Origin of the sequence: Streptomyces sp. CA-179760, assembly GCF_050937045.1 — a bacterium.
Taxonomy (GTDB): domain Bacteria; phylum Actinomycetota; class Actinomycetes; order Streptomycetales; family Streptomycetaceae; genus Streptomyces.
On the sequence record NZ_JBNJLZ010000001.1, the window covers coordinates 7,110,824 to 7,130,574 of the forward strand.

General features: G+C 71.3%; 18 protein-coding genes and 1 pseudogene. 12 read left to right on the forward strand and 7 right to left on the reverse strand.

All coding sequences use genetic code 11. The features are described 5' to 3' along the window. The first annotated feature begins 20 nt into the window (after positions 1-20). The gene (locus tag ACQEV8_RS32425; protein WP_432967221.1) at positions 21-428 is read left to right on the forward strand and encodes a MazG nucleotide pyrophosphohydrolase domain-containing protein; all 408 of its coding nucleotides are present in this window, start codon (positions 21-23) and stop codon (positions 426-428) included. Positions 429-511: 83 nt separating this feature from the next. Here the strand turns inward: ACQEV8_RS32425 and ACQEV8_RS32430 are convergent, their stop codons facing one another. Together ACQEV8_RS32430 and ACQEV8_RS32435 are read right to left on the reverse strand one after the other, a co-directional pair. Then, entirely contained in the window at positions 512-1,735 is a 1,224-nt protein-coding gene (locus ACQEV8_RS32430; RefSeq protein ID WP_432967223.1) for a cation:proton antiporter, read from the reverse strand. Positions 1,736-1,739: 4 nt separating this feature from the next. After that, positions 1,740-2,225: a cation:proton antiporter regulatory subunit gene (locus tag ACQEV8_RS32435; protein WP_432967225.1), complete on the reverse strand. Its 486-nt coding sequence runs from the start codon at positions 2,223-2,225 to the stop codon at positions 1,740-1,742. A gap of 116 nt (positions 2,226-2,341) precedes the next feature. Here ACQEV8_RS32435 and ACQEV8_RS32440 point away from each other — a divergent pair, with 116 nt between their 5' ends. Both ACQEV8_RS32440 and ACQEV8_RS32445 read left to right on the forward strand, forming a co-directional pair. After that, on the forward strand, positions 2,342-3,385 hold the full coding sequence (locus ACQEV8_RS32440; RefSeq protein ID WP_432967227.1) for a sensor histidine kinase: 1,044 nt from the start codon (positions 2,342-2,344) through the stop codon (positions 3,383-3,385). 69 nt (positions 3,386-3,454) lie between these two features. Beyond that, on the forward strand, positions 3,455-4,126 hold the full coding sequence (locus tag ACQEV8_RS32445) for a response regulator (RefSeq protein WP_432967229.1): 672 nt from the start codon (positions 3,455-3,457) through the stop codon (positions 4,124-4,126). On the opposite strand, the gene ACQEV8_RS32450 is transcribed toward ACQEV8_RS32445, so the two are convergent. The 3 genes from ACQEV8_RS32450 to ACQEV8_RS32460 form a co-directional block, all read right to left on the reverse strand. Next, positions 4,113-4,730 carry an AAA family ATPase gene (locus tag ACQEV8_RS32450; protein ID WP_432967231.1) on the reverse strand — a complete coding sequence of 206 codons (618 nt, stop codon included), beginning with the start codon at positions 4,728-4,730 and terminating at the stop codon, positions 4,113-4,115. The genes ACQEV8_RS32445 and ACQEV8_RS32450 overlap by 14 nt on opposite strands. Then, positions 4,727-6,043: an MFS transporter gene (locus tag ACQEV8_RS32455; RefSeq protein WP_432967233.1), complete on the reverse strand. Its 1,317-nt coding sequence runs from the start codon at positions 6,041-6,043 to the stop codon at positions 4,727-4,729. The genes ACQEV8_RS32450 and ACQEV8_RS32455 overlap by 4 nt, the downstream gene beginning before the upstream one ends. A gap of 96 nt (positions 6,044-6,139) precedes the next feature. Next, on the reverse strand, positions 6,140-6,787 hold the full coding sequence (locus tag ACQEV8_RS32460; RefSeq protein WP_432967235.1) for a bifunctional 4-hydroxy-2-oxoglutarate aldolase/2-dehydro-3-deoxy-phosphogluconate aldolase: 648 nt from the start codon (positions 6,785-6,787) through the stop codon (positions 6,140-6,142). Between the two features lie 96 nt (positions 6,788-6,883). Between ACQEV8_RS32460 and ACQEV8_RS32465 the strand changes: the two genes are divergently transcribed. The 3 genes from ACQEV8_RS32465 to ACQEV8_RS32475 all read left to right on the forward strand — a co-directional run bounded on the left by ACQEV8_RS32465 (position 6,884) and on the right by ACQEV8_RS32475 (position 10,427). Continuing rightward, positions 6,884-7,669 carry a DeoR/GlpR family DNA-binding transcription regulator gene (locus tag ACQEV8_RS32465; RefSeq protein WP_432967237.1) on the forward strand — a complete coding sequence of 262 codons (786 nt, stop codon included), beginning with the start codon at positions 6,884-6,886 and terminating at the stop codon, positions 7,667-7,669. Between the two features lie 46 nt (positions 7,670-7,715). Next, positions 7,716-9,251: a tRNA (N6-isopentenyl adenosine(37)-C2)-methylthiotransferase MiaB gene (gene miaB, locus ACQEV8_RS32470; protein ID WP_432967239.1), complete on the forward strand. Its 1,536-nt coding sequence runs from the start codon at positions 7,716-7,718 to the stop codon at positions 9,249-9,251. A gap of 462 nt (positions 9,252-9,713) precedes the next feature. Next, the gene (locus ACQEV8_RS32475) at positions 9,714-10,427 is read left to right on the forward strand and encodes a class III extradiol dioxygenase subunit B-like domain-containing protein (protein WP_432967241.1); all 714 of its coding nucleotides are present in this window, start codon (positions 9,714-9,716) and stop codon (positions 10,425-10,427) included. A 79-nt stretch (positions 10,428-10,506) separates the two neighbouring features. On the opposite strand, the gene ACQEV8_RS32480 is transcribed toward ACQEV8_RS32475, so the two are convergent. Then, entirely contained in the window at positions 10,507-10,830 is a 324-nt protein-coding gene (locus ACQEV8_RS32480) for an antitoxin (RefSeq protein WP_432967243.1), read from the reverse strand. A gap of 27 nt (positions 10,831-10,857) precedes the next feature. Then, complete coding sequence (locus tag ACQEV8_RS32485; protein WP_432967245.1) at positions 10,858-11,130, reverse strand: hypothetical protein; 273 nt, start codon at positions 11,128-11,130, stop codon at positions 10,858-10,860. A gap of 182 nt (positions 11,131-11,312) precedes the next feature. Here ACQEV8_RS32485 and miaA point away from each other — a divergent pair, with 182 nt between their 5' ends. The 6 genes and pseudogenes from miaA (at position 11,313) to hflX (ending at position 19,709) form a co-directional block, all read left to right on the forward strand. Beyond that, positions 11,313-12,251: a tRNA (adenosine(37)-N6)-dimethylallyltransferase MiaA gene (gene miaA / locus ACQEV8_RS32490; protein ID WP_432967247.1), complete on the forward strand. Its 939-nt coding sequence runs from the start codon at positions 11,313-11,315 to the stop codon at positions 12,249-12,251. Positions 12,252-12,358: 107 nt separating this feature from the next. Further along, positions 12,359-12,892 (forward strand): hypothetical protein, encoded by a 534-nt coding sequence (locus tag ACQEV8_RS32495; RefSeq protein WP_432973159.1) that lies wholly within the window; start codon positions 12,359-12,361, stop codon positions 12,890-12,892. A gap of 145 nt (positions 12,893-13,037) precedes the next feature. Then, on the forward strand, positions 13,038-13,916 hold the full coding sequence (gene dapF, locus ACQEV8_RS32500) for a diaminopimelate epimerase (RefSeq protein WP_432967249.1): 879 nt from the start codon (positions 13,038-13,040) through the stop codon (positions 13,914-13,916). Positions 13,917-14,209: 293 nt separating this feature from the next. Further along, the gene (locus ACQEV8_RS32505; protein ID WP_432967251.1) at positions 14,210-16,417 is read left to right on the forward strand and encodes a RelA/SpoT family protein; all 2,208 of its coding nucleotides are present in this window, start codon (positions 14,210-14,212) and stop codon (positions 16,415-16,417) included. An 86-nt stretch (positions 16,418-16,503) separates the two neighbouring features. Then, on the forward strand, positions 16,504-18,090 hold the full coding sequence (locus ACQEV8_RS32510; protein ID WP_432967253.1) for a M1 family aminopeptidase: 1,587 nt from the start codon (positions 16,504-16,506) through the stop codon (positions 18,088-18,090). 126 nt (positions 18,091-18,216) lie between these two features. Continuing rightward, a pseudogene (gene hflX, locus ACQEV8_RS32515) lies at positions 18,217-19,709 on the forward strand (GTPase HflX). Positions 19,710-19,751 lie beyond the last annotated feature (42 nt).

The window sequence follows — 19,751 nt, forward strand, 5'->3', positions numbered from 1 at the left end:
CGGCCGATACTGTCGTCCCCATGAGCTCCTCGCCCGCTGACCTGGTCCGCGAATTCCACCTCGCCTTCGGCCTGGACGCCCGCAGTACCCCGACGGAGATCTCCCCCGGACTCGCCGCCCACCGCGGCGAACTCCTCGCGGAGGAGGCCGCGGAGGTCGCCGAGGTGTCGGTCCGGGGCCCGCTCGACAAACTCGCCCACGAACTGGCGGACGTCGTCTACGTCGCGTACGGCACCGCCCTCGTCCACGGCATCGACCTCGACGCGGTACTGACCGAGATCCACCGCTCCAACATGACCAAGATCGGCCCCGATGGCTCGGTCTCGCGACGCGAGGACGGCAAGGTCCTCAAGGGCGAGCACTACGAGGCACCGGATGTGCCGGGGGTGCTGCGGAGGCAGGGGTGGGCTTCGGGCGGGGGCGACTGACGCTCCCAGGGCCAGGGCCCCAGCCCCCGGGAACCCCGGGGGCCGGCCCACGCCCTCCTCAGTCGCCCACCGGCGTCCCCTCCTCAGTCGCTCACCGGCGCCTCCGCCTCGGCCTTCCGGGGCGCGGGCGCCGGGGTTTCCCGACGGGCCTCGCGGCGTCCGCTCCACCACATCGCCACCGGCTCCGTGTAGCGCGCGGTGAGGGGGCCCAGGACGACCAGGATGAGGACGTAGGCCGTGGCCAGGGGGCCGAGGGACGGTTCGATGCCGGCCGCGACCGCCAGGCCCGCGATGACGATCGAGAACTCCCCGCGTGCCACCAGCGCACCGCCGGCTCGCCAGCGGCCCTTGACGGAGATCCCGGCCCGCCGGGCCGCCCAGTACCCGGTGGCGATCTTCGTCAGCGCCGTGACGACGGCCAGCGCGAGGGCGGGCAGCAGGACGGGCGGGATGCTGGACGGGTTGGTGTGCAGTCCGAAGAAGACGAAGAAGACCGCCGCGAACAGGTCCCGCAGGGGGCTGAGGAGGGTGTGCGCACCCTCCGCCACCTCGCCCGACAGCGCGATGCCCACCAGGAAGGCGCCCACCGCCGCCGACACCTGGAGCTGCTGCGCGACACCGGCGACCAGGATCGTCAGGCCCAGCACCACCAGCAGCAGCTTCTCCGGGTCGTCGCTGGAGACGAACCGCGAGATGACCCGGCCGTAGCGCAGGGCCAGGAACAGCACGAGCCCGGCCGCGCCCAGCGCGATCGCCAGGGTCACACTGCCTGCCATCAGCCCGACTCCCGCGACCAGTGCCGTGACGATGGGCAGGTACACGGCCATCGCCAGATCCTCGAGCACCAGCACGCTGAGGATGACAGGTGTCTCCCGGTTGCCGACCCGGCCCAGATCGCCGAGCACCTTCGCGATCACGCCGGACGACGAGATCCAGGTGACACCGGCCAGGACGACGGCGGCCACCGGCCCCCAGCCGAGCAGCAGCGCCACCGCCGCTCCCGGCAGCGCGTTGAGCGCGCAGTCGACCAGACCGGACGGATAGTGCGTCTTGAGGTTGGAGACGAGATCGCTCGCCGTGTACTCCAGCCCCAGCATCAGCAGGAGCAGGATGACGCCGATCTCGGCGCCCGTGGCGACGAACTCCTCGCTCGCGCCCAGCGGCAGCAGCCCGCCTTCGCCGAAGGCCAGTCCGGCCAGGAGGTACAGCGGTATCGGCGAGAGCCGGAAGCGGGCGGCGAACCGGCCGAGCAGGCCGAGGCCGAGGATGATGGAACCGAACTCGATGAGCAGGACCGCGGAGTGCACAGGCTCACTCCCGCCCGAGTATCGTCGCGGCGGCGTCGACGCCCTCACGGGTCCCGACGACGATCAGCGTGTCACCGCCCGCCAGCCGGAAGTCCGGCGTGGGCGACGGAATGGCCTCGGCCCGGCGCAGCACCGCCACGACCGACGCGCCGGTCTCCGTCCGCATCTTCATGTCGCCCAGCACCCGCCCGTTCCAGCGCGAGGTCGCGGCCACCTCGATCCGCTCGGCCACCAGCCCCAGGTCCGTGGTGTACAGCAGGCTCGGGCTGTGGTGGGACGGCTTCAGCGCGTCGATCAGCGAACCCGCCTCCGAGCTGGTCAGCCGCAGCGAATGCGCGCAGGAATCGGGATCGTCGGCCCGGTACACGTTCACCGTGCGCGTGCCGTCGCGGTGCGCCACCACCGACAGATGGCGGTGTTCCCGGGTCTCCAGGTCGTACTGGACCCCGATACCCGGCAGCGGCGTCGCCCTCAGGCGCGGAGCTGACACGTTTCTTCCCCTTTTGCGTCTTGTTTGGTTTGTTTGTCTTGTAGGTCGTGCCGTGTCGGTGTCGATCAACGGACGAGTCAAGTCCGCATGCTGCCATCCGGCCGTACGGTGACGACATGGGTGTTGTGACGGATATACACAGCGGCCGGTCGCCGGAAAGGGTGGAGAGGGAGGTGCCGTACGCGAAGGCCGGAAGGGGCGGATCCAGGAACGTGTCGTTGTTCTGGCGGATCTTCTCGCTCAACGCCGCGGGCCTGGTCGTGGCCACGGCGTTGCTGCTCGGGCCGGTCACCGTGTCCACCCCCGTCCTGGCGGGCGAGGCACTCGTCCTGCTCGGCGGCCTGGTGATGCTGCTGGCGGGCAACGCGCTGGTGCTGCGCTTCGGACTCGCGCCCCTGCAACGGCTCGGCAGGGCCATGGCCACCGCCGACCTGCTGCGTCCGGGAACCCGCCCGGTGGTCGCCGGACCGGCGGAGACGGCCGCGCTGATCACGACGTACAACACCATGCTCGACCGGCTGGAGGCCGAGCGGGCCGCGGGCGCTGCCCGGGCCCTGTCCGCGCAGGAGAGCGAACGGCACCGGATCGCCCGCGAACTCCACGACGAGGTCGGGCAGACCCTGACCGCCGTCCTGCTCCAGCTCAAACGCGTCGCCGACCGGGCGCCCGAGGAGCTGCGCGAGGAGGTGGGCCAGGCGCAGGAGGCGACCCGGGCCGGTCTGGACGAGATCCGCCGCATCGCCCGCCGGCTGCGCCCCGGTGTCCTGGAGGAGCTCGGGCTGGCCAGCGCCCTGCGCTCGCTCGCCTCCGAGTTCACGGCCCATGGGCTGACCGTGCGCCACCATGTCACCGGCGACCTCCCCGCCCTGAGCCCGGAAGCGGAACTCGTCGTCTACCGGGTGGCCCAGGAAGGCCTGACCAACACCGCCCGGCATGCCACCGCCGACCGCGCCGAACTCCGCCTCCAGCAGGTCCCCGGCGGCGTCGAACTTCTCGTACGCGACAACGGCACGGGCGTCGGCGACGCCCCGGAGGGCGCCGGCATCACGGGCATGCGCGAACGCGCACTCCTGATCGGCGCCGCCCTCACCGTCGAACCGGCCCCCGGCCGGGGCACCGACGTACGCCTGCGCGTGCCCATGACGGAAGGAGCCCCCTGATGTGTCCCCACCGGCCGGGCCGAGGCGCCCGCTGATGTGTCCCCACCCGTCAGGCCGAGGAGCCCCCTGATGCCCGCCCCCATCGCCGCCCCCACTCCGATCCGTGTCCTGCTCGCCGACGATCACACCCTCGTACGCCGGGGAGTGCGCCTCATCCTCGACGGGGAGCCGGACCTGACGGTCGTGGCCGAGGCCGGAGACGGGGCCGAGGCCGTCGCCCGGGCCCGGGACACCGCCGTGGACCTGGCCGTCCTCGATGTCGCCATGCCCCGCATGACCGGCCTCCAGGCGGCCCGCGAACTCTCCCGCCGGCTGCCCGACCTGCACATCCTGATCCTGACGATGTACGACAACGAGGAGTACTTCTTCGAGGCGCTCAGGGCCGGAGCCAGCGGCTACGTCCTCAAGTCCGTCGCCGACCGCGACCTGGTCGAGGCCTGCCGGGCGGCCGTGCGCGACGAGCCGTTCATCTACCCGGGCGCCGAGCGGGCCCTGGTCCGCTCCTACCTGGAGCGGCTGCACCAAGGCGACGGCCTGCCGGAACGGGCCGTCACCGAGCGCGAGGAGGAGATCCTCAAGCTGGTCGCCGAGGGCCACACCTCGAAGGAGATCGGCGAACTCCTCTTCATCAGCGCCAAGACGGTCGAACGTCACCGCGCCAACCTCCTCCAGAAGCTCGGTATGCGCGACCGCCTGGAGTTGACCCGGTACGCGATCCGGGCCGGGCTCATCGAGCCGTGAGCCCGGGCGCCCTCACGTCGTCGTCGGCGAGTCCGCCCAGCGCACGAGCGACCGCCTCCGGAGTGACACCGTCGGCCCGGTTGTCGAACACCAGGCTGTGACGGCTCGACCACCTGCACTCGTTGTCCTGGGACTTCTGCCAGAAGGCGTCCCAGTCCGCGAGCTTGGACAGGTCCCGTGCGCAGCCGCGGGCACGGACGCGGGCCCGGGCGGTGCCGGAGTCGGTCTCGACCCGCACCACCACCGGTTCGGCGTGGCGGGGCCAGGAGTGGCGCTCGGCCACCTCGGCCAGATAGCCGGGGCGGGAGAAGTACCGGCCGAACGGGGCGTCCAGGACCACCGGCCGGCCCACGGCGAGGTTGTCTCGCGCCAGGTCCAGGATGGTCAGGTACTCCAGGTCCATCACCGCCGACTGGTAGTACGGGTTGAGGTCCCGCTCGGAGGGGTCCGTTCCTGCGAGTTCCAGGAGCGCCTCCGTGAAGCGGGTGCAGGCGGTGTCCTTGTCGATGCAGGCCGCCCCGGTCAGCCGGGCGAGCAGCCGGGCCACGGTGCTCTTTCCCGACCCGGCCGGCCCGATCACGAAGTAGGCCCGTGGAACGGTCATGTGAGGCTCTCCTTGGGGGCCCTGCGGTCCTTGACGAAGAACAGGTACGAGGAACCGCCGACCAGCAGCAGCACCCCGCCGACCAGGAAGACGAGGTTGTAGCTGCCTCCGGTGGCATCCAGGATGCTCCCGGTGACGATCGGAGCCAGCGTCGCGCCGAGGAAACCGCCGAAGTTCTGGATGGCACCCAGCGAGGCCACCTGGTGCGGCTCCGCGACGTCGGACGCCAGGGTCCACAGACAGCCGATCGGCACCTGCGCGGCGAAGTAGCCCACCGACAGCAGCACCATCGCGAGCGGGGTGCTCTCGACGTAGGCCACGGGCAGCACGGCGGCGGCCGCCAGGGCCGCGCCGCCGGCGATCGGGATCTTGCGCGAGGTGACGGCGGAGACCCCGCGGCTGATCAGGCGCCCGGAGAGGAAGCCGCCGAAGAGTACGCCCGCGATACCGCACAGGAACGGCAGGGACGCCAGCCAGCCGGTCGCGGTGAGGCTGAAGCCGCGGGAGGTCTCCAGGTAGCTGGGCAGCCAGGTGAGGTACACCCACACCGTGTAGAAGATGCCGAAGGCGCCGAGGATCATGAAGTACGTGTTCCGCTGCCGGAACAGCTGTCCCCACCCGGCCTTCGCCTCGGCCTCGGCCTCGGGCGCCGGGGGCGCGGACTCTTCGCCCAGGACGGCCGCCTGCTCGCGCACCGTCGGGTCACGGTAGACACGCAGCCACACGAGCACGAGCACCACGCCCAGCGCGCCGATGGCGACGAACATGCCGCGCCACCCGAGCAGCAGCATCAGTGTGGTGAGCAGCGGCGGGGCGATCGCGTTGGCTATCTGCGAGCCCGTGTTGACGATCGAGATCGGCAGCGCGCGCTCGTGCTGGGCGAACCACCTCTGGTTGACCTTCAGGCTCGCGGTGAAGAAGGGGGCCTCGGCGACACCGAGAGCCACCCGGGCCGCGTACATGAAGCCGTACGAACTCGCGGTCGCGGAGAGCATCGACACCAGTGACCACAGCGCGGCCGCCCAGGCGTACATGCGCTTGGGCCCGAAGCGGTCCACGAGATAGCCGGCCGGGAGGTTGGCCAGCGCGTAGGGCCAGGCGAACGCCGCGAGCAGGAGTCCCATCTGGGTGGAACTGAGGTCGAACTCCCTGGCGACGGTCGTGTTCGCGACGCTCAGGTTGGAGCGGTCGAGGTAGTTGACGACGCCGCCGATGACCAGAAGGGCGACCAGGACCCAGCGGATCCTGATCGACCGCGGGGCGTCGGCGTCAGTTCTCTCGGGAACCTGGGCATCGGAGAGTGGTTGGGACATGGGGGGCTCCTGGGGGATCACCGCAAGGGTTGGGGAGGGGGACGAGACACCGCAAGGGTCAGGAGTGGGGGGTGGGCGGAGTCGGGTGTCCGGGCGTCAGGCCCGGGCGTCTTCGATGGACCGCAGGACGGTCCGGGCCGCTTCGGTCACGCGTCGGTAGTCACCGTCGGGACGGGCGGCCTTGGTCACGGAGCTGCCGACGCCGACCGCGACGACACCGGCGTCGAACCACGCCTTGACGTTGTCGGGCGAGACGCCGCCGGCGGGCATGAGCGGTGCCTGGGGGAGGGGGGCCTTGACGGTCCGGACGTATTCGGGGCCCATGAACTCGGCGGGGAAGAGCTTCACGATGTCTGCGCCCGCCTGCATCGTGTCGACGATCTCCGTCGGGGTGAAGGCTCCGCTGACCGTGACGGCCTGATAGCGGTTGGCCGCCGCGATCATCGCCGGGTTCAGATTGGGGCTCACCAGCAGGTTCGCCCCCGCCGAGACGCACGCGTGGGCCGCCTGCTCGTCCAGGACCGTCCCGGCGCCGACGACCACGCCGTCCTTGCCGTAGCGCTCGGACAGCTTCGATATGACATCCAGTGCGCCCGGCACCGAGAGCGTGATCTCCAGTGCGCGCACACCGCCCTCGATCGCGGCCTCGGACACGGCCAGGGCCTCTTCCGCGCTGTCCAGCCGGACGATCAGCAGGGCTCCGGTACGGACGATCGCGTCAAGAGACTGAAACTTCGTTACCATGGCGGAACACGCTAGAACATGGATTCACACATTGTCACTAGGTCGGAGGCGGGAAGTTAATCTGATCTCCCTCGGTACCGTTCTGGAGGAGACGTGATGGTCAGGGCACCGCTGATTCCGGAACAGCGGCACCAGGAACTCCTGCGCCTGCTGCGGAGCACCGGCGTGCTGAGCATCCGGGAGCTCATGACGCGGCTGGACGTCTCCCACATGACGGTGCGCCGTGACATCGCCGCCCTGGAGAAGAACGGCCAGGTGGTGTCGGTCCAGGGCGGCGTCAGACTGGCGGACTGGACGGGCCACGCCCCGCCCCGCGAGAGGGAGTCCCGGGCCCAGCTGGAACTTCCCCGCAAGCAGGCCATCGCCGAGACCGCGGCGGGCCTCGTCGAGGACGGCATGGCGGTCTTCCTCGACGCGGGAACGACCTGCCAGTCCACCGTCCCGTTCCTGGCCGGCCGCAAGGACCTCACCGTCGTCACCAACGACTTCCACGCCGCGATCGCCCTCTGCGGTCTTCCGGAGATCCGCGCCATTCACACCGGGGGCGAGATCGACGTGTCGAGCGGATCGAGCAGCGGGCCGCTCGCCGCCCACGCCATCGGGGCGCTGAACATCGACATCTGCTTCCTGAGCGCGGGCTCCTGGGACCTGGCCCACGGCGTGACCAGTCCCTCGACCGACAAGGTGCTGCTCAAGCAGACCGTGATGCGAGCGGCGACCTCCGTCGCCCTGCTCGCCGACAGTACGAAGTGGGGCATCGTCGAGCGGTTCAACGTGACCCCTCTCAACGGGCTCGACACCATCGTGACCGACGACCGCCTGCCGCCCGCGATCGTCGAGCGCATCGCCGAGGAGGGCCCCTCGGTGCTGCAGGCGTCCTGAGCCGGTCCGGACACGGCCCTCGCCCGGGAGCGCCTACCCTTGAGCCATGACCATCAGCAGCGACCGGAGCCCGGCAGTGGATGAGCAGACATCCAGGACATACGAAGTTCGCACGTACGGATGTCAGATGAACGTCCACGACTCCGAGCGATTGTCCGGTCTGCTGGAGGACGCGGGTTATGTGCGCGCCCCCGAGGGCTCCGACGGCGAGGCGGACGTCGTCGTCTTCAACACGTGTGCGGTACGGGAGAACGCCGACAACAAGCTGTACGGCAACCTGGGCCACCTCGCGCCGAAGAAGGCGAGCCGCCCCGGCATGCAGATCGCGGTCGGCGGCTGTCTGGCGCAGAAGGACCGCGACACCATCGTGAAGCGGGCGCCCTGGGTGGACGTCGTCTTCGGCACGCACAACATCGGCAAGCTGCCCGTCCTGCTGGAGCGCGCCCGCGTGCAGGAAGAGGCGCAGGTCGAGATCGCCGAGTCGCTGGAGGAGTTCCCCTCGACGCTGCCGACGCGCCGCGAGAGCGCGTATGCGGCATGGGTGTCGATCTCCGTCGGGTGCAACAACACCTGCACCTTCTGCATCGTCCCGGCCCTGCGCGGCAAGGAGAAGGACCGCCGACCCGGCGACATCCTCGCCGAGATCGAGGCCCTGGTCGGCGAGGGCGTCTCCGAGATCACGCTGCTCGGCCAGAACGTCAACGCGTACGGCTCCGACATCGGCGACCGCGAGGCTTTCAGCAAGCTGCTGCGCGCCTGCGGCAGGATCGACGGCCTGGAGCGCGTCCGCTTCACGTCCCCGCACCCGCGCGACTTCACCGACGACGTCATCGCCGCCATGGCCGAGACGCCGAACGTGATGCCGCAGCTGCACATGCCGCTCCAGTCCGGCTCGGACCCGGTCCTGAAGGCCATGCGCCGCTCCTACCGCCAGGAACGCTTCCTGGGGATCATCGAGAAGGTCCGCGCCTCCATCCCGCACGCGGCGATCAGCACCGACATCATCGTGGGCTTCCCCGGCGAGACCGAGGAGGACTTCGAGCAGACGCTGCACGTGGTGCGCGAGGCGCGCTTCGCCCAGGCCTTCACGTTCCAGTACTCCAAGCGGCCCGGCACCCCGGCCGCCGAGATGGACGGCCAGATCCCCAAGAAGGTCGTCCAGGAGCGCTACGAGCGTCTCGTCGCCCTTCAGGAGGAGATCTCCTGGGAGGAGAACAAGAAGCAGGTCGGCCGCACGCTGGAGCTGATGGTCGCCGAGGGCGAGGGCCGCAAGGACGAGACCACCCACCGGCTGTCCGGCCGCGCCCCCGACAGCCGCCTCGTCCACTTCACCAAGCCGGACCAGGAGGTCCGCCCGGGTGACGTGGTGACGGTCGAGATCACCTACGCCGCTCCGCACCACCTCCTCGCCGAGGGCCCCGTGCTCGACGTGCGCCGCACGCGCGCGGGCGACGCCTGGGAGAAGCGCAACGCCGAGAAGACGGGCAAGCCGGCCCAGCCTGCCGGCGTCCTGCTCGGTCTGCCGAAGATCGGCGTCCCCGAGCCGCTCCCCGCGGCGACGAGCGGCTGCGGCTTGGACTGACCGGGCTCTCCACGCGGTTCCCCGGCCCTGGCCGGCGAGGCGGGCGGGCCCTTACCCCGGGGCTCCTCGTCGGAGATCTGCCGGGCGGTCCGGGCCGGGGGTCTGCCGGCCTGTGTCGGGGGTGGGTTCCTGCCGGGGCTGCCTGGTCGGCGGTGCCGGGTGGGTCCTCACCGAGGGGTCCCGGCTGGTGTGGCGGGCGGGCTCTTGCCCGGGGTTGCCTGGTCGCCGGCCTGCTGGGCGGGTCCGGGCCGGGGGTCTCCCGGCCGGTGTAGTGGGTGGGTTCCTGCCCGGGGTTCCCTGGTCGGAGGTCTGCCGGGCGGGCCCCGCCCGGGATTTCCCGGTCTCGCGTCGCGGGTCGCCTCCTGCCCGGCTTCCGCAGCCGGTCCGTCCGGCGGTGGGCCCCAGCCGGTTCGCCGGGTGCGGGATGCGCGCGCGAGGGTTCCCGGGGTTACCCTGCCGATCATGCTTGTCGCCGCCGCTGCCTGCCCCTGCCCGCCCCTTCTGGTCCCCGAGGTCGCCGCGGGCGCCGCACCGGAGCTGGACGCCGCGCGGGCCGCCTGCACGGACGCCCTGGGCGTGCTCGCCGCCGCCCGTCCCGACCGGCTCGTGGCCGTCGGGCCGGTGGGGAGCGCCGGGCCCGAGACCTATCCGGAGGGGGCACGGGGGTCGTTCCGGAGCTTCGGCGTCGATCTCGACGTACGGCTGGGACCGGCCGAGGGCACGCGGGGAGAACAGCGGCTGCCGTACTCCCTGGCGGTGGCCGCCTGGCTGCTGGAGCGGACCGGGTGGTCCGACGCCCCGGTCGAGGGACTCGGCGTCGGGGAATCCCTCACGCCCGAGAGGTGCGCCGAGACCGGACGGGACATCGCCGCACGAGCCGAGCGGGTCGCGCTGCTGGTGATGGGGGACGCCAGTGCGTGCCGGACGCTCAAGGCCCCGGGTTATCTGGACGAACGGGCGGCGCCCTTCGACGCCGAAGTCGGGCGAGCCCTCGGCATGGCGGACCTGGCCGCCCTCACGGCGCTGGACACACGGCTGGCGCACGAGCTGAAGGCGTCCGGCCGGGCCCCCTGGCAGGTCCTGGCGGGTGCGGCCGAGGGCACGGACCTCGGCGGATCCCTGCTGTACGCGGACGCGCCGTACGGCGTGGGATATTTCGTGGCCGCCTGGTCGTAGACCGGACAGCAGGGCACGGGAAACGGCGGACGGCCGGGAGCCCTCGTGCTCCGCGGCCGTCCGCCGTTTCCCGTGCCCGTCAGGAAGTGGGCGGTGGTCCGTCCGGCGGCGTGGTGCCGCCCGCGGTCGGCGGTGGCGTCGTACCACCTGCGTCCCGCGGCGGTGTCGTGTCCGCCGCGTCCGGTCCGTGCTCGCCCTTGTGCGCGAGTCGCTCCACGGCACCCTTGGCCTTGCCCGTACCCGACTGGATCTTGTCGCTGTACTTGCCCTTGGTCCTCTTGTCGACGGCATGCGCGGCCTTCTCGAGACCGTGGTGGACCTTGCCCTCGTGCCGCTGCGCGAGGTCCGAGACCTTGCCCTTGGCCGGGCCCAGCTTGGCCTTCACGTTGTCCAGGAGACCCATCGCTTCACCTTCCCTGGCGCGGGGCGGTCACGTACGGGCGCCCTCGCCGGCCTCGTTGTCGGCCGCCTTGTCGGTGGACTGCTGCTTGGGGATGTCGACGCCTTCGCCCTCGGTTGCCTCGGTGGGGGCCCCCGCACTCGCCTCTGCCGCTTCCGTGGCTCCGTCGGCCCCCTTCGCCTCCGGGGCCTCGGCCGCCTCCTCCGCCTCGGGCCCGGCCTTCGCCGTGTCTGACTGAGCCTCGGCGGCATGCGCCTCAGGCGTGGCCTTCGACCGCCGGAGAAGTCGTGCAAAAACGCCCATATCCACTCCATACGTTACTCGTGCGGGCGAAATCCCGCGTTGCCCGGTGCGTCCGTTTGCGCGACCAGGGCCACTGCCTCCGTGATCCGGCGGCAGGAACCTCGCAACGGGCAACGACCCCGGAGCTGCGGCGTCACGTAACTCGTTCGAGAGAGGGGCTCCAGGTTTGCGAGACTGTGTCGGTGAGCAGTGCACCCACCGCCCCCCGCGTCATCGCCGTCGTCGGACCAACTGCGGCCGGAAAGTCCGATCTGGGCGTTTTCCTGGCCCAGCGTCTCGGTGGCGAGGTCGTCAACGCCGACTCCATGCAGCTCTACCGAGGGATGGACATCGGCACCGCCAAGCTGACGCCCGAGGAGCGCGGCGGCGTCCCGCACCACCTCATGGACATCTGGGACGTGACCGTCACCGCGTCCGTCGCCGAGTACCAGCGCCTTGCCCGGGAGCGCATCGAGGCGCTGCTCGCGGAGGGCCGCTGGCCGGTCCTGGTCGGCGGCTCCGGACTGTATGTGCGCGGGGCCGTCGACAAGATGGAGTTCCCCGGTACCGACCCCGAGGTCCGCGCCCGTCTGGAGGAGGAACTCACGCTGCGCGGCTCGGGCGCGCTGCACGCCCGCCTGGCCGCCGCCGACCCCGAGGCCGGTCGTGCGATCCTGGCGAGCAACGGCCGCCGGGTGGTCCGGGCCCTCGAGGTGATCGAGATCACCGGCAAGCCCTTCACCGCCAACCTCCCCGGCCATGACTCCGTCTACGACACCCTCCAGATCGGCGTCGACGTGGCCCGCCCGGAGTTGGACGAGCGCATCGCACGCCGGGTCGACCGGATGTGGGACGCCGGCCTCGTGGACGAGGTGCGCGCACTGGAGGCGCAAGGGTTGCGAGAAGGGCGTACGGCCTCGCGCGCGCTCGGCTACCAGCAGGTCCTCGCGGCGGATGCCGGGGAGTGCACGATCGAGGAAGCGCGGGCCGAGACCGTGCGTGCCACCAAGCGCTTCGCGCGCCGTCAGGATTCATGGTTCAGGCGCGATCCGCGGGTGCACTGGTTGAGTGGGGCCGCGGCCGATCTCACAGAACTTCCGCAGCTCGCGCTGTCCTTGGTCGAACGACCGGTTACAGCCTGATCACGTCATGGCATCGGGACGCCCAGGCCGTCATCCGGGTCTCCGGCGGCGTGCCATCATCGAGCTTCGATCGACCGAGTGAGTCCTAGTTGGGAGGGCGCGTGGCGATGGAGGCCGGCCCTCGCGACACCGCACACAGCACCGATCACATCACCGCCGACCGGGATGAATCGGAGCGTCTGGACGGACCGGAGCACCAGGACGGATCCGAGCAGGAGACGGACCGTCTCAGCTCCGACGGGCCCGACGACGAGACGCAGGGTGTGACGGACGACGGCCCCGAGCCCGACGAGATGTTCGCGGAGGAGGTCGAGGTCGAGCTGCGCCCGCAGCGCCGGATGCGCATCTGGCAGCTCGCGCCCATCGTGGGCCTGGCCGCACTCGGCTCCTTGATGTTCGCGTTCCCGCTCGCCTTCGACTTCGGCGACAGCGGGGCCGTCATCGCCATGCTCGGCCTGCTGATCTGCTCGTGCGCCGCCGGCTGGGGCATGATGGCCGCCCGTCGCGTCGGCCACACCTGGCCGGGCCTCCCGCCCCGCGGCTCCGGCCGCAGACCGGACTGGCGCGTCGTCCTCGCGTACGCCCTGATCGTCGCCGTCGTGGTGACCCTCGCCGTCTGGCGAGTAGCAAGGCTCCGCTAGAGCAATGCCCTGAGGGCCGCGCCCCAAAGGGGCGCGGGGAACTGCGCGACAAGCCACGACCGGCCCGCACACCGCGACGGACCGTACTGGGACCTCACCACCCCGTACTCGGTCCGCTCAGCGAAGCGCCCCGTACGATCGAGGAATGAGCACGCGCACGCGGATCGCCTTCCTCAAGGGCCACGGCACCGAGAACGACTTCGTGATCGTCCCGGACCCCGAGAACACCATCGACCTGCCCCCGGCCGCCGTCGCCGCCCTGTGCGACCGCCGCGCGGGCATCGGCGGTGACGGACTGCTGCATGTGGTGCGCTCCGCCGCGCACCCCGAGGCCCGGCACCTGGCGGCCCAGGCGGAGTGGTTCATGGACTACCGCAACGGCGACGGCTCGATCGCGGAGATGTGCGGCAACGGCGTGCGGGTGTTCGCGCGCTACCTCCAGCGCGCCGGGCATGTGACCGAAGGCGACATCGCCGTCGCCACGCGCGGAGGCGTGAAGGCCGTGCACATCGCCGAGGACGGTGACGTCACCGTGGGCATGGGCAGGGCGCTGCTCCCCGAAAGCGACGTCACGGTGAGCGTCGGCGAGCGGAGCTGGCCCGCGCGGAACGTCAACATGGGCAACCCGCACGCGGTCGCCTTCGTGGAGGATCTGTCCCACGCGGGCGATCTGCTCTCCCCGCCGCCCTTCAGCCCGGCCGCAGCCTACCCGGACGGTGTGAACGTCGAGTTCGTGATCGACCGGGGCCCCGGGCACGTCGCGATGCGCGTGCACGAGCGGGGTTCCGGCGAGACCCGCTCGTGCGGCACGGGCGCGTGCGCGGTCGCCGTGGCCGCCGCCCGCCGCGACGGCGCCGACCCGGCCGCCACCGGCACCCCGGCGACGTACATCGTGGACGTCCCCGGCGGCACCCTGGAGATCACCGAGCGGCCCGACGGCGAGGTCGAGATGACCGGCCCGGCCGTGATCGTGGCCGAGGGCGAGATCGACTCGGCCTGGCTGGAAACCGTCAGCGGCGCGTGAGCCGGGGTGATCGGCCCGAAACAGCCGATCACCCTCGGCCACTCGACCCGAAACCATCGCGAGAATCGGCCACTTGGCGGAAAAAGATCGTCAGGGGTGCGGCGTAGCGGGGCACAAACCTCACATTCGTCCCTCGAATGGGTGATCAGTTTCACGCTCGGCGAGAGGCGGTCAGCCGGACGTGGTGGGCTCGGTAGCATCAAGCACCGGCCCGGACGGGGGACCGAAGCCGCCCCGTGAGCCGTGTCCGCCCAGGGGCACCCGTCCGCCGGTCCACGCAGCCGGAGGTGCCCATGAGTGCGGAGGCCACGAATTCCGTGACCCCAGGCCCGATGCCGGGCGCGGTGTCATCACCGCTGACGCCGACGGCCCCGCGCAGAAAGGCCCGTCCCCGGATCGACCTGCGCCGCCTGGGCAGAGCCGCGCTCCTCGGCTCCGCCGCGCGCGACCGGCTGCCCGACGCCATCAGCCATGTCGTCGAGGCCCACCGCGCCCACCACCCCGACGCCGACCTCGAACCCCTGCGCCACGCCTACGTCCTGGCCGAGTCCTCGCACCGCGGGCAGATGCGCAAGAGCGGCGAGCCGTACATCACGCACCCGCTCGCCGTGACCCTGATCCTCGCCGAACTCGGTGCCGAGACGACGACGTTGACCGCGTCCCTGCTCCACGACACCGTCGAGGACACGGACGTGACACTCGACCAGGTCCGCGACCAGTTCGGCGAGGAGGTCCGCTACCTCGTCGACGGCGTCACCAAACTGGAGAAGGTCGACTACGGCGCCGCCGCCGAGTCCGAGACCTTCCGCAAGATGCTCGTCGCCACCGGCAACGACGTCCGCGTCATGTCGATCAAACTCGCCGACCGGCTGCACAACATGCGCACCCTCGGCGTCATGCGCCCCGAGAAACAGGAGCGCATCGCCAAGGTGACACGTGACGTGCTCATCCCGCTCGCGGAACGGCTCGGCGTCCAGGCGCTCAAGACCGAACTGGAGGACCTGGTCTTCGCGATCCTCCACCCCGAGGAGTACGCGCACACCAGGGAGCTGATCGTCCGCAACGCCGCCCGCGCGGACGACCCGCTCGCAGAGGTCGCCGACGAGGTGCGGACTGTGCTGCGCGAGGCGGACATCCCGGCCGAAGTCCTCATCCGTCCCCGTCACTTCGTCTCCGTGCACCGGGTCTCCCGCAAACGCGGCCGGCTCCGCGGCTCCGACTTCGGCCGCGTCCTGGTCCTGGTGAACGAGGACGCCGACTGCTACGGCGTCCTCGGCGAACTGCACACCTGTATGAAGCCGGTGGTCTCGGAGTTCAAGGACTTCATCGCCGTACCGAAGTTCAACCTCTACCAGTCGCTCCACACCGCCGTGGCGCGGGAGGACAGCCAGGTCGTCGAAGTCCTCATCCGTACGCACCAGATGCACAAGGTCGCCGAGGCCGGAGTGGTCGCGCTCGGCAACCCCTACGCACCGGCCCCCGACTACCCGGCCGACGGCGAGCGTGTCGACCCGACCCGCCCCGGCTGGCTCTCCCGGCTCCTCGACTGGCAGGAGGCGGCGCCCGACCCGGACCACTTCTGGTCGACGCTGCGCGAGGACCTCGCCCAGGACCGGGAGATCACCGTGTTCCGGCCCGACGGCGGCACGATCGGCCTGCCCGAGGGGGCGACCTGTGTGGACGCCGCGTACGCGCAGTACGGCGAGGACGCGCACGCGTGCATCGGCGCCCGGGTCAACGGCCGCCTGGCGACGCTGAGCACCGTCCTCAAGGACGGCGACACCGTCCAGCTCCTCATGGGCCAGGACCCGGCGTCCGAGCCGTCCCGGGAGTGGCTGGAGCACGCCCACACACCCGCGGCACGGATCGCCATCCAGCGGTGGCTGACCGCCCACCCGGCACAGGCCGAGGCTCAGCGGACCGAGGCCCGGGAGGACCGCCAGGCCGAGGATCGCGCGGCGGCTCCCCGGCCTGCCGGCGGCGACGCGTCCGGCACGGACGGGCCGGCCCCCGAACAGACGTCCGCCCGACCCACCGCCGGCCACGTCCTCGCCGACCTGCCCGACGCGACCGTCCGGCTCGCCGGCTGCTGTACGCCCGTACCGCCCGACGAGATCACCGGCTTCTCCGTACGCGGGGGAGCGGTCACCGTGCACCGTGTCGAGTGCGCCGCCGTGGCCCGTATGAAGGACGCGGGGCGTCCGGAGGTCGGCGTGCGCTGGGGCGACACCACCGAGTGCCGGGTCACACTCACCGCCGAATCGTTCGTCCGGCCCCATCTGCTCGCGGACCTCACCGAGGCCATGGCCCTCGAAGGCGCCGAGATCGTCTCCGCGACCGTCGAGCCCCCGACCCAGCAACAGGTGCGGCACACGTACACCGTGGAACTCCCGGACGCGGCCCGCCTGCCCGCCCTCATGCGCGCGATGCGCAACGTGGCCGGGGTGTACGACGTCAGCAGGGCGCAGCCGCAGCCGCAGCCGCAGCCGCAGGGCGGCTGAGCAGGTACCGACGGACGGCCGGGCGGGTGAGCCCCGGGAGGGCCGGACGCGCGCCGTCCCCACCGCGCTCGCCTGCGCTGATAGCCGTGGGGCATGCTCCTCACCCCCCAGATCCAGGCCCCCGTTCGCGCCGCCGGAGAACGGCAGCGGCGCTGCTCGCCTCGGCCGTCTCCGTCTGCCTCGTCGCCGCGAGTGCCCCTGTCGTCCCGCTCGGCGTCGGCGACCGCCTCTTCCCGTACTTGGGCAACCCCGGCTACGACGTGGCGTCGTACGACCTCTCCTTCACCTATCCCGGCAGCAACAGCCGGCCGCTGCGGGCCGTCACCACCATCAAGGCCAGGGCGACCGCCGACCTGGACCGCGTCAATCTCGACTTCGCCCATGGCACGGTCGACTCGGTCGAGGTCGACGGCGAGCCCGCCGGATTCAGCACCGCCGGCGAGGACCTGGTGATCACGCCCCAGCAAGCCGTGCCGGACGGTGACTGGATGCGGATCACCGTGCGGCACACCAGCGACCCCGTGTCCGCCAAGGGCCTCGAGAGCGGCTGGGTACGCACCACGGACGGCCTCGCCATGGCCAACCAGGCCGATGCCGCGCACCGGGTGTTCCCCTGCAACGACCATCCCTCCGACAAGGCGATGTTCACCATCCAGGTCACCGCGCCGACGGGCCTCACGGCCGTCGCCAACGGCCTGCCCGCCGGTGTGGCCAAGAACAACGGTTCGACCACGTGGACCTACCGCACCCATCACCCCATGGCCACCGAGCTCGCGCAGGTCTCCATCGGCCGCTCCACCGTGCTGCACCGCACGGGCCCGCACGGACTGCCCCTGCGGGACGTCGTACCGACCCGGGACCGCAAGGCGCTCGAACCCTGGCTGAGGAAGACCCCCGCCCAGATGGCCTGGATGGAGAGGAAGCTCGGCCGCTACCCCTTCGAGACGTACGGCATGCTCGTGGCGGACGCCTCCACCGGCTTCGAACTCGAGACCCAGACGCTCTCCCTCTTCGAGCGGGAGCTCTTCACCCAGTCCGCCTACCCGGAGTGGTACGTCGAGTCGATCATGGTCCATGAGCTGGCCCACCAGTGGTTCGGCGACAGCGTCAGCCCTCGCACCTGGTCGGACCTGTGGCTCAACGAGGGATACGCCACCTGGTACGAGGCGCTGTACGCCGAGGCGCGGGGCGGCAAGCCGATGCGGGACCGGATGAAGGCCGCGTACGCCTCCTCCGACGGCTGGCGGACGGTCGGCGGCCCGCCGGCCGCGCCGAAGGTCCCCGAGCCCGGCCGCAAGACCGGCATCTTCCGGCACAACGTGTACGAGGGCGCGACGCTCGTCCTGTACGCCCTGCGCGAGGAGATCGGCAGCCCGGCCTTCGACCGCCTGCAGCGCGCCTGGGTCGGCCGCCACCAGGACGGCACGGCCTCGACGGCGGAGTACGTCCGGCTCGCCTCCGAGATCTCGGGGCGCGACCTGAGCGGCTTCTTCAAGGACTGGCTGTACGGCGAGAAGACCCCGCCGATGCCGGGCCACCCGGACTGGAAGCGTCAGGCGCCCGCGAAGCAGACGGCGCCCGCGAAGCAGACGGCGCCCGCGAAGCAGACGGCGCCCGCGAAGCAGACGGCACCCGCGAAGCAGGTTGCGCCCGCCCCGGGAGCCGCCCGATAACACGGTGACGAGACGCCCCGTGCCGTGCGACTATCGACAGGTCGGCGCGGCACGGAGCGCCGGGAATCTCCCGGAGTGCTCGTGCGTTCTGAACATTGAACGGCTTCCCAGCTACGTAAGGATCCAATGACCTCCTCTTCTTCCCCCTCCCAGGACACCAAGCGCTTCACGCAGAGCCACCCCGAGGGTCTTCGGGCCGATGCCCTGATGGAAGAGGACGTCGCCTGGAGCCACGAGATCGACGGAGAGCGGGACGGCGAACAGTTCGACCGCTCCGACCGCGCGGCCCTGCGCCGTGTGGGGGCCTCTCCACCGAGCTCGAGGACGTCACCGAGGTCGAGTACCGCCAGCTCCGCCTGGAGCGGGTCGTGCTCGTCGGCGTCTGGACCACGGGGACCGCGCAGGACGCGGACAACTCCCTCGCGGAGCTCGCCGCCCTCGCGGAGACCGCGGGCGCGCTCGTGCTCGACGGCGTGATCCAGCGCCGCGACAAGCCCGACGCGGCCACCTTCATCGGTTCCGGCAAGGCCCTGGAGCTGCGTGACATCGTCGTCGAGTCCGGCGCGGACACCGTCATCTGCGACGGTGAGCTCAGCCCCGGCCAGCTCATCGCCCTCGAAGACGTCGTCAAGGTCAAGGTCATCGACCGTACGGCCCTGATCCTCGACATCTTCGCCCAGCACGCCAAGTCCCGAGAGGGCAAGGCGCAGGTCGCGCTCGCGCAGATGCAGTACATGCTGCCGAGGCTGCGTGGCTGGGGTCAGTCGCTGTCCCGGCAGATGGGCGGTGGCAAGGGCGGCGGCCTCGCCACCCGTGGCCCCGGTGAGACCAAGATCGAGACGGACCGGCGGCGGATCCGCGAGAAGATGGCGAAGATGCGCCGGGAGATCGCGGAGATGAAGACCGGCCGCGAGATCAAGCGCCAGGAGCGCAAGCGCAACAAGGTGCCCTCGGTCGCCATCGCCGGCTACACCAACGCCGGCAAGTCCTCGCTGCTCAACCGGCTCACGGGCGCGGGCGTGCTGGTCGAGAACGCCCTGTTCGCGACCCTCGACCCGACCGTGCGCCGGGCCGAGACCCCGAGCGGACGGTTGTACACGCTGGCCGACACCGTCGGCTTCGTCCGCCATCTGCCGCACCACCTGGTCGAGGCGTTCCGCTCCACGATGGAGGAGGTCGGCGAGTCCGACATGATCCTGCACGTGGTGGACGGTTCGCACCCGTTCCCGGAGGAGCAGCTGGCCGCCGTGCGCGAGGTGATCAGGGACGTCGGCGCCACCGACGTACCCGAGATCGTCGTGATCAACAAGGCCGACGCGGCCGACCCGCTGACCCTGCAGCGGCTGCTGCGCGTCGAGAAGCGGTCCATCGCCGTCTCGGCCCGGACCGGCCAGGGCATCGACACGCTGCTCGGGCTCATCGACAACGAGCTGCCGCGCCCCTCGGTCGAGATCGAGGCGCTCGTGCCGTATACGCACGGCAAGCTGGTCGCCCGTGCCCATGACGAGGGCGAGGTGATCTCCGAGGAGCACACCCCGGAGGGCACCCTGCTCAAGGTGCGGGTGCACGAGGAGCTGGCGGCGGAGCTCGTGCCGTACGCTCCGGCACCGGCGCTCTGACGTAAGCGCAAGCGCGCAAGCCCGCCGAAGGCCCGCTCCCTG

Excerpts from the sequence above, each read along its gene's own strand:
- ACQEV8_RS32505 (WP_432967251.1), top strand. The coding sequence starts at position 14,210 with ATGAGTGCGGAGGCCACGAATTCCGTGACCCCAGGCCCGATGCCGGGC.
- ACQEV8_RS32425 (WP_432967221.1), top strand. The coding sequence starts at position 21 with ATGAGCTCCTCGCCCGCTGACCTGGTCCGCGAATTCCACCTCGCCTTC.
- ACQEV8_RS32450 (WP_432967231.1), bottom strand. The coding sequence starts at position 4,730 with ATGACCGTTCCACGGGCCTACTTCGTGATCGGGCCGGCCGGGTCGGGA.
- dapF (WP_432967249.1), top strand. The coding sequence starts at position 13,038 with ATGAGCACGCGCACGCGGATCGCCTTCCTCAAGGGCCACGGCACCGAG.
- ACQEV8_RS32475 (WP_432967241.1), top strand. The coding sequence starts at position 9,714 with ATGCTTGTCGCCGCCGCTGCCTGCCCCTGCCCGCCCCTTCTGGTCCCC.
- ACQEV8_RS32440 (WP_432967227.1), top strand. The coding sequence starts at position 2,342 with ATGGGTGTTGTGACGGATATACACAGCGGCCGGTCGCCGGAAAGGGTG.
- miaB (WP_432967239.1), top strand. The coding sequence starts at position 7,716 with ATGACCATCAGCAGCGACCGGAGCCCGGCAGTGGATGAGCAGACATCC.
- ACQEV8_RS32480 (WP_432967243.1), bottom strand. The coding sequence starts at position 10,830 with ATGGGTCTCCTGGACAACGTGAAGGCCAAGCTGGGCCCGGCCAAGGGC.
- ACQEV8_RS32485 (WP_432967245.1), bottom strand. The coding sequence starts at position 11,130 with ATGGGCGTTTTTGCACGACTTCTCCGGCGGTCGAAGGCCACGCCTGAG.
- ACQEV8_RS32495 (WP_432973159.1), top strand. The coding sequence starts at position 12,359 with ATGGAGGCCGGCCCTCGCGACACCGCACACAGCACCGATCACATCACC.
- ACQEV8_RS32455 (WP_432967233.1), bottom strand. The coding sequence starts at position 6,043 with ATGTCCCAACCACTCTCCGATGCCCAGGTTCCCGAGAGAACTGACGCC.
- ACQEV8_RS32460 (WP_432967235.1), bottom strand. The coding sequence starts at position 6,787 with ATGGTAACGAAGTTTCAGTCTCTTGACGCGATCGTCCGTACCGGAGCC.
- ACQEV8_RS32465 (WP_432967237.1), top strand. The coding sequence starts at position 6,884 with ATGGTCAGGGCACCGCTGATTCCGGAACAGCGGCACCAGGAACTCCTG.
- ACQEV8_RS32445 (WP_432967229.1), top strand. The coding sequence starts at position 3,455 with ATGCCCGCCCCCATCGCCGCCCCCACTCCGATCCGTGTCCTGCTCGCC.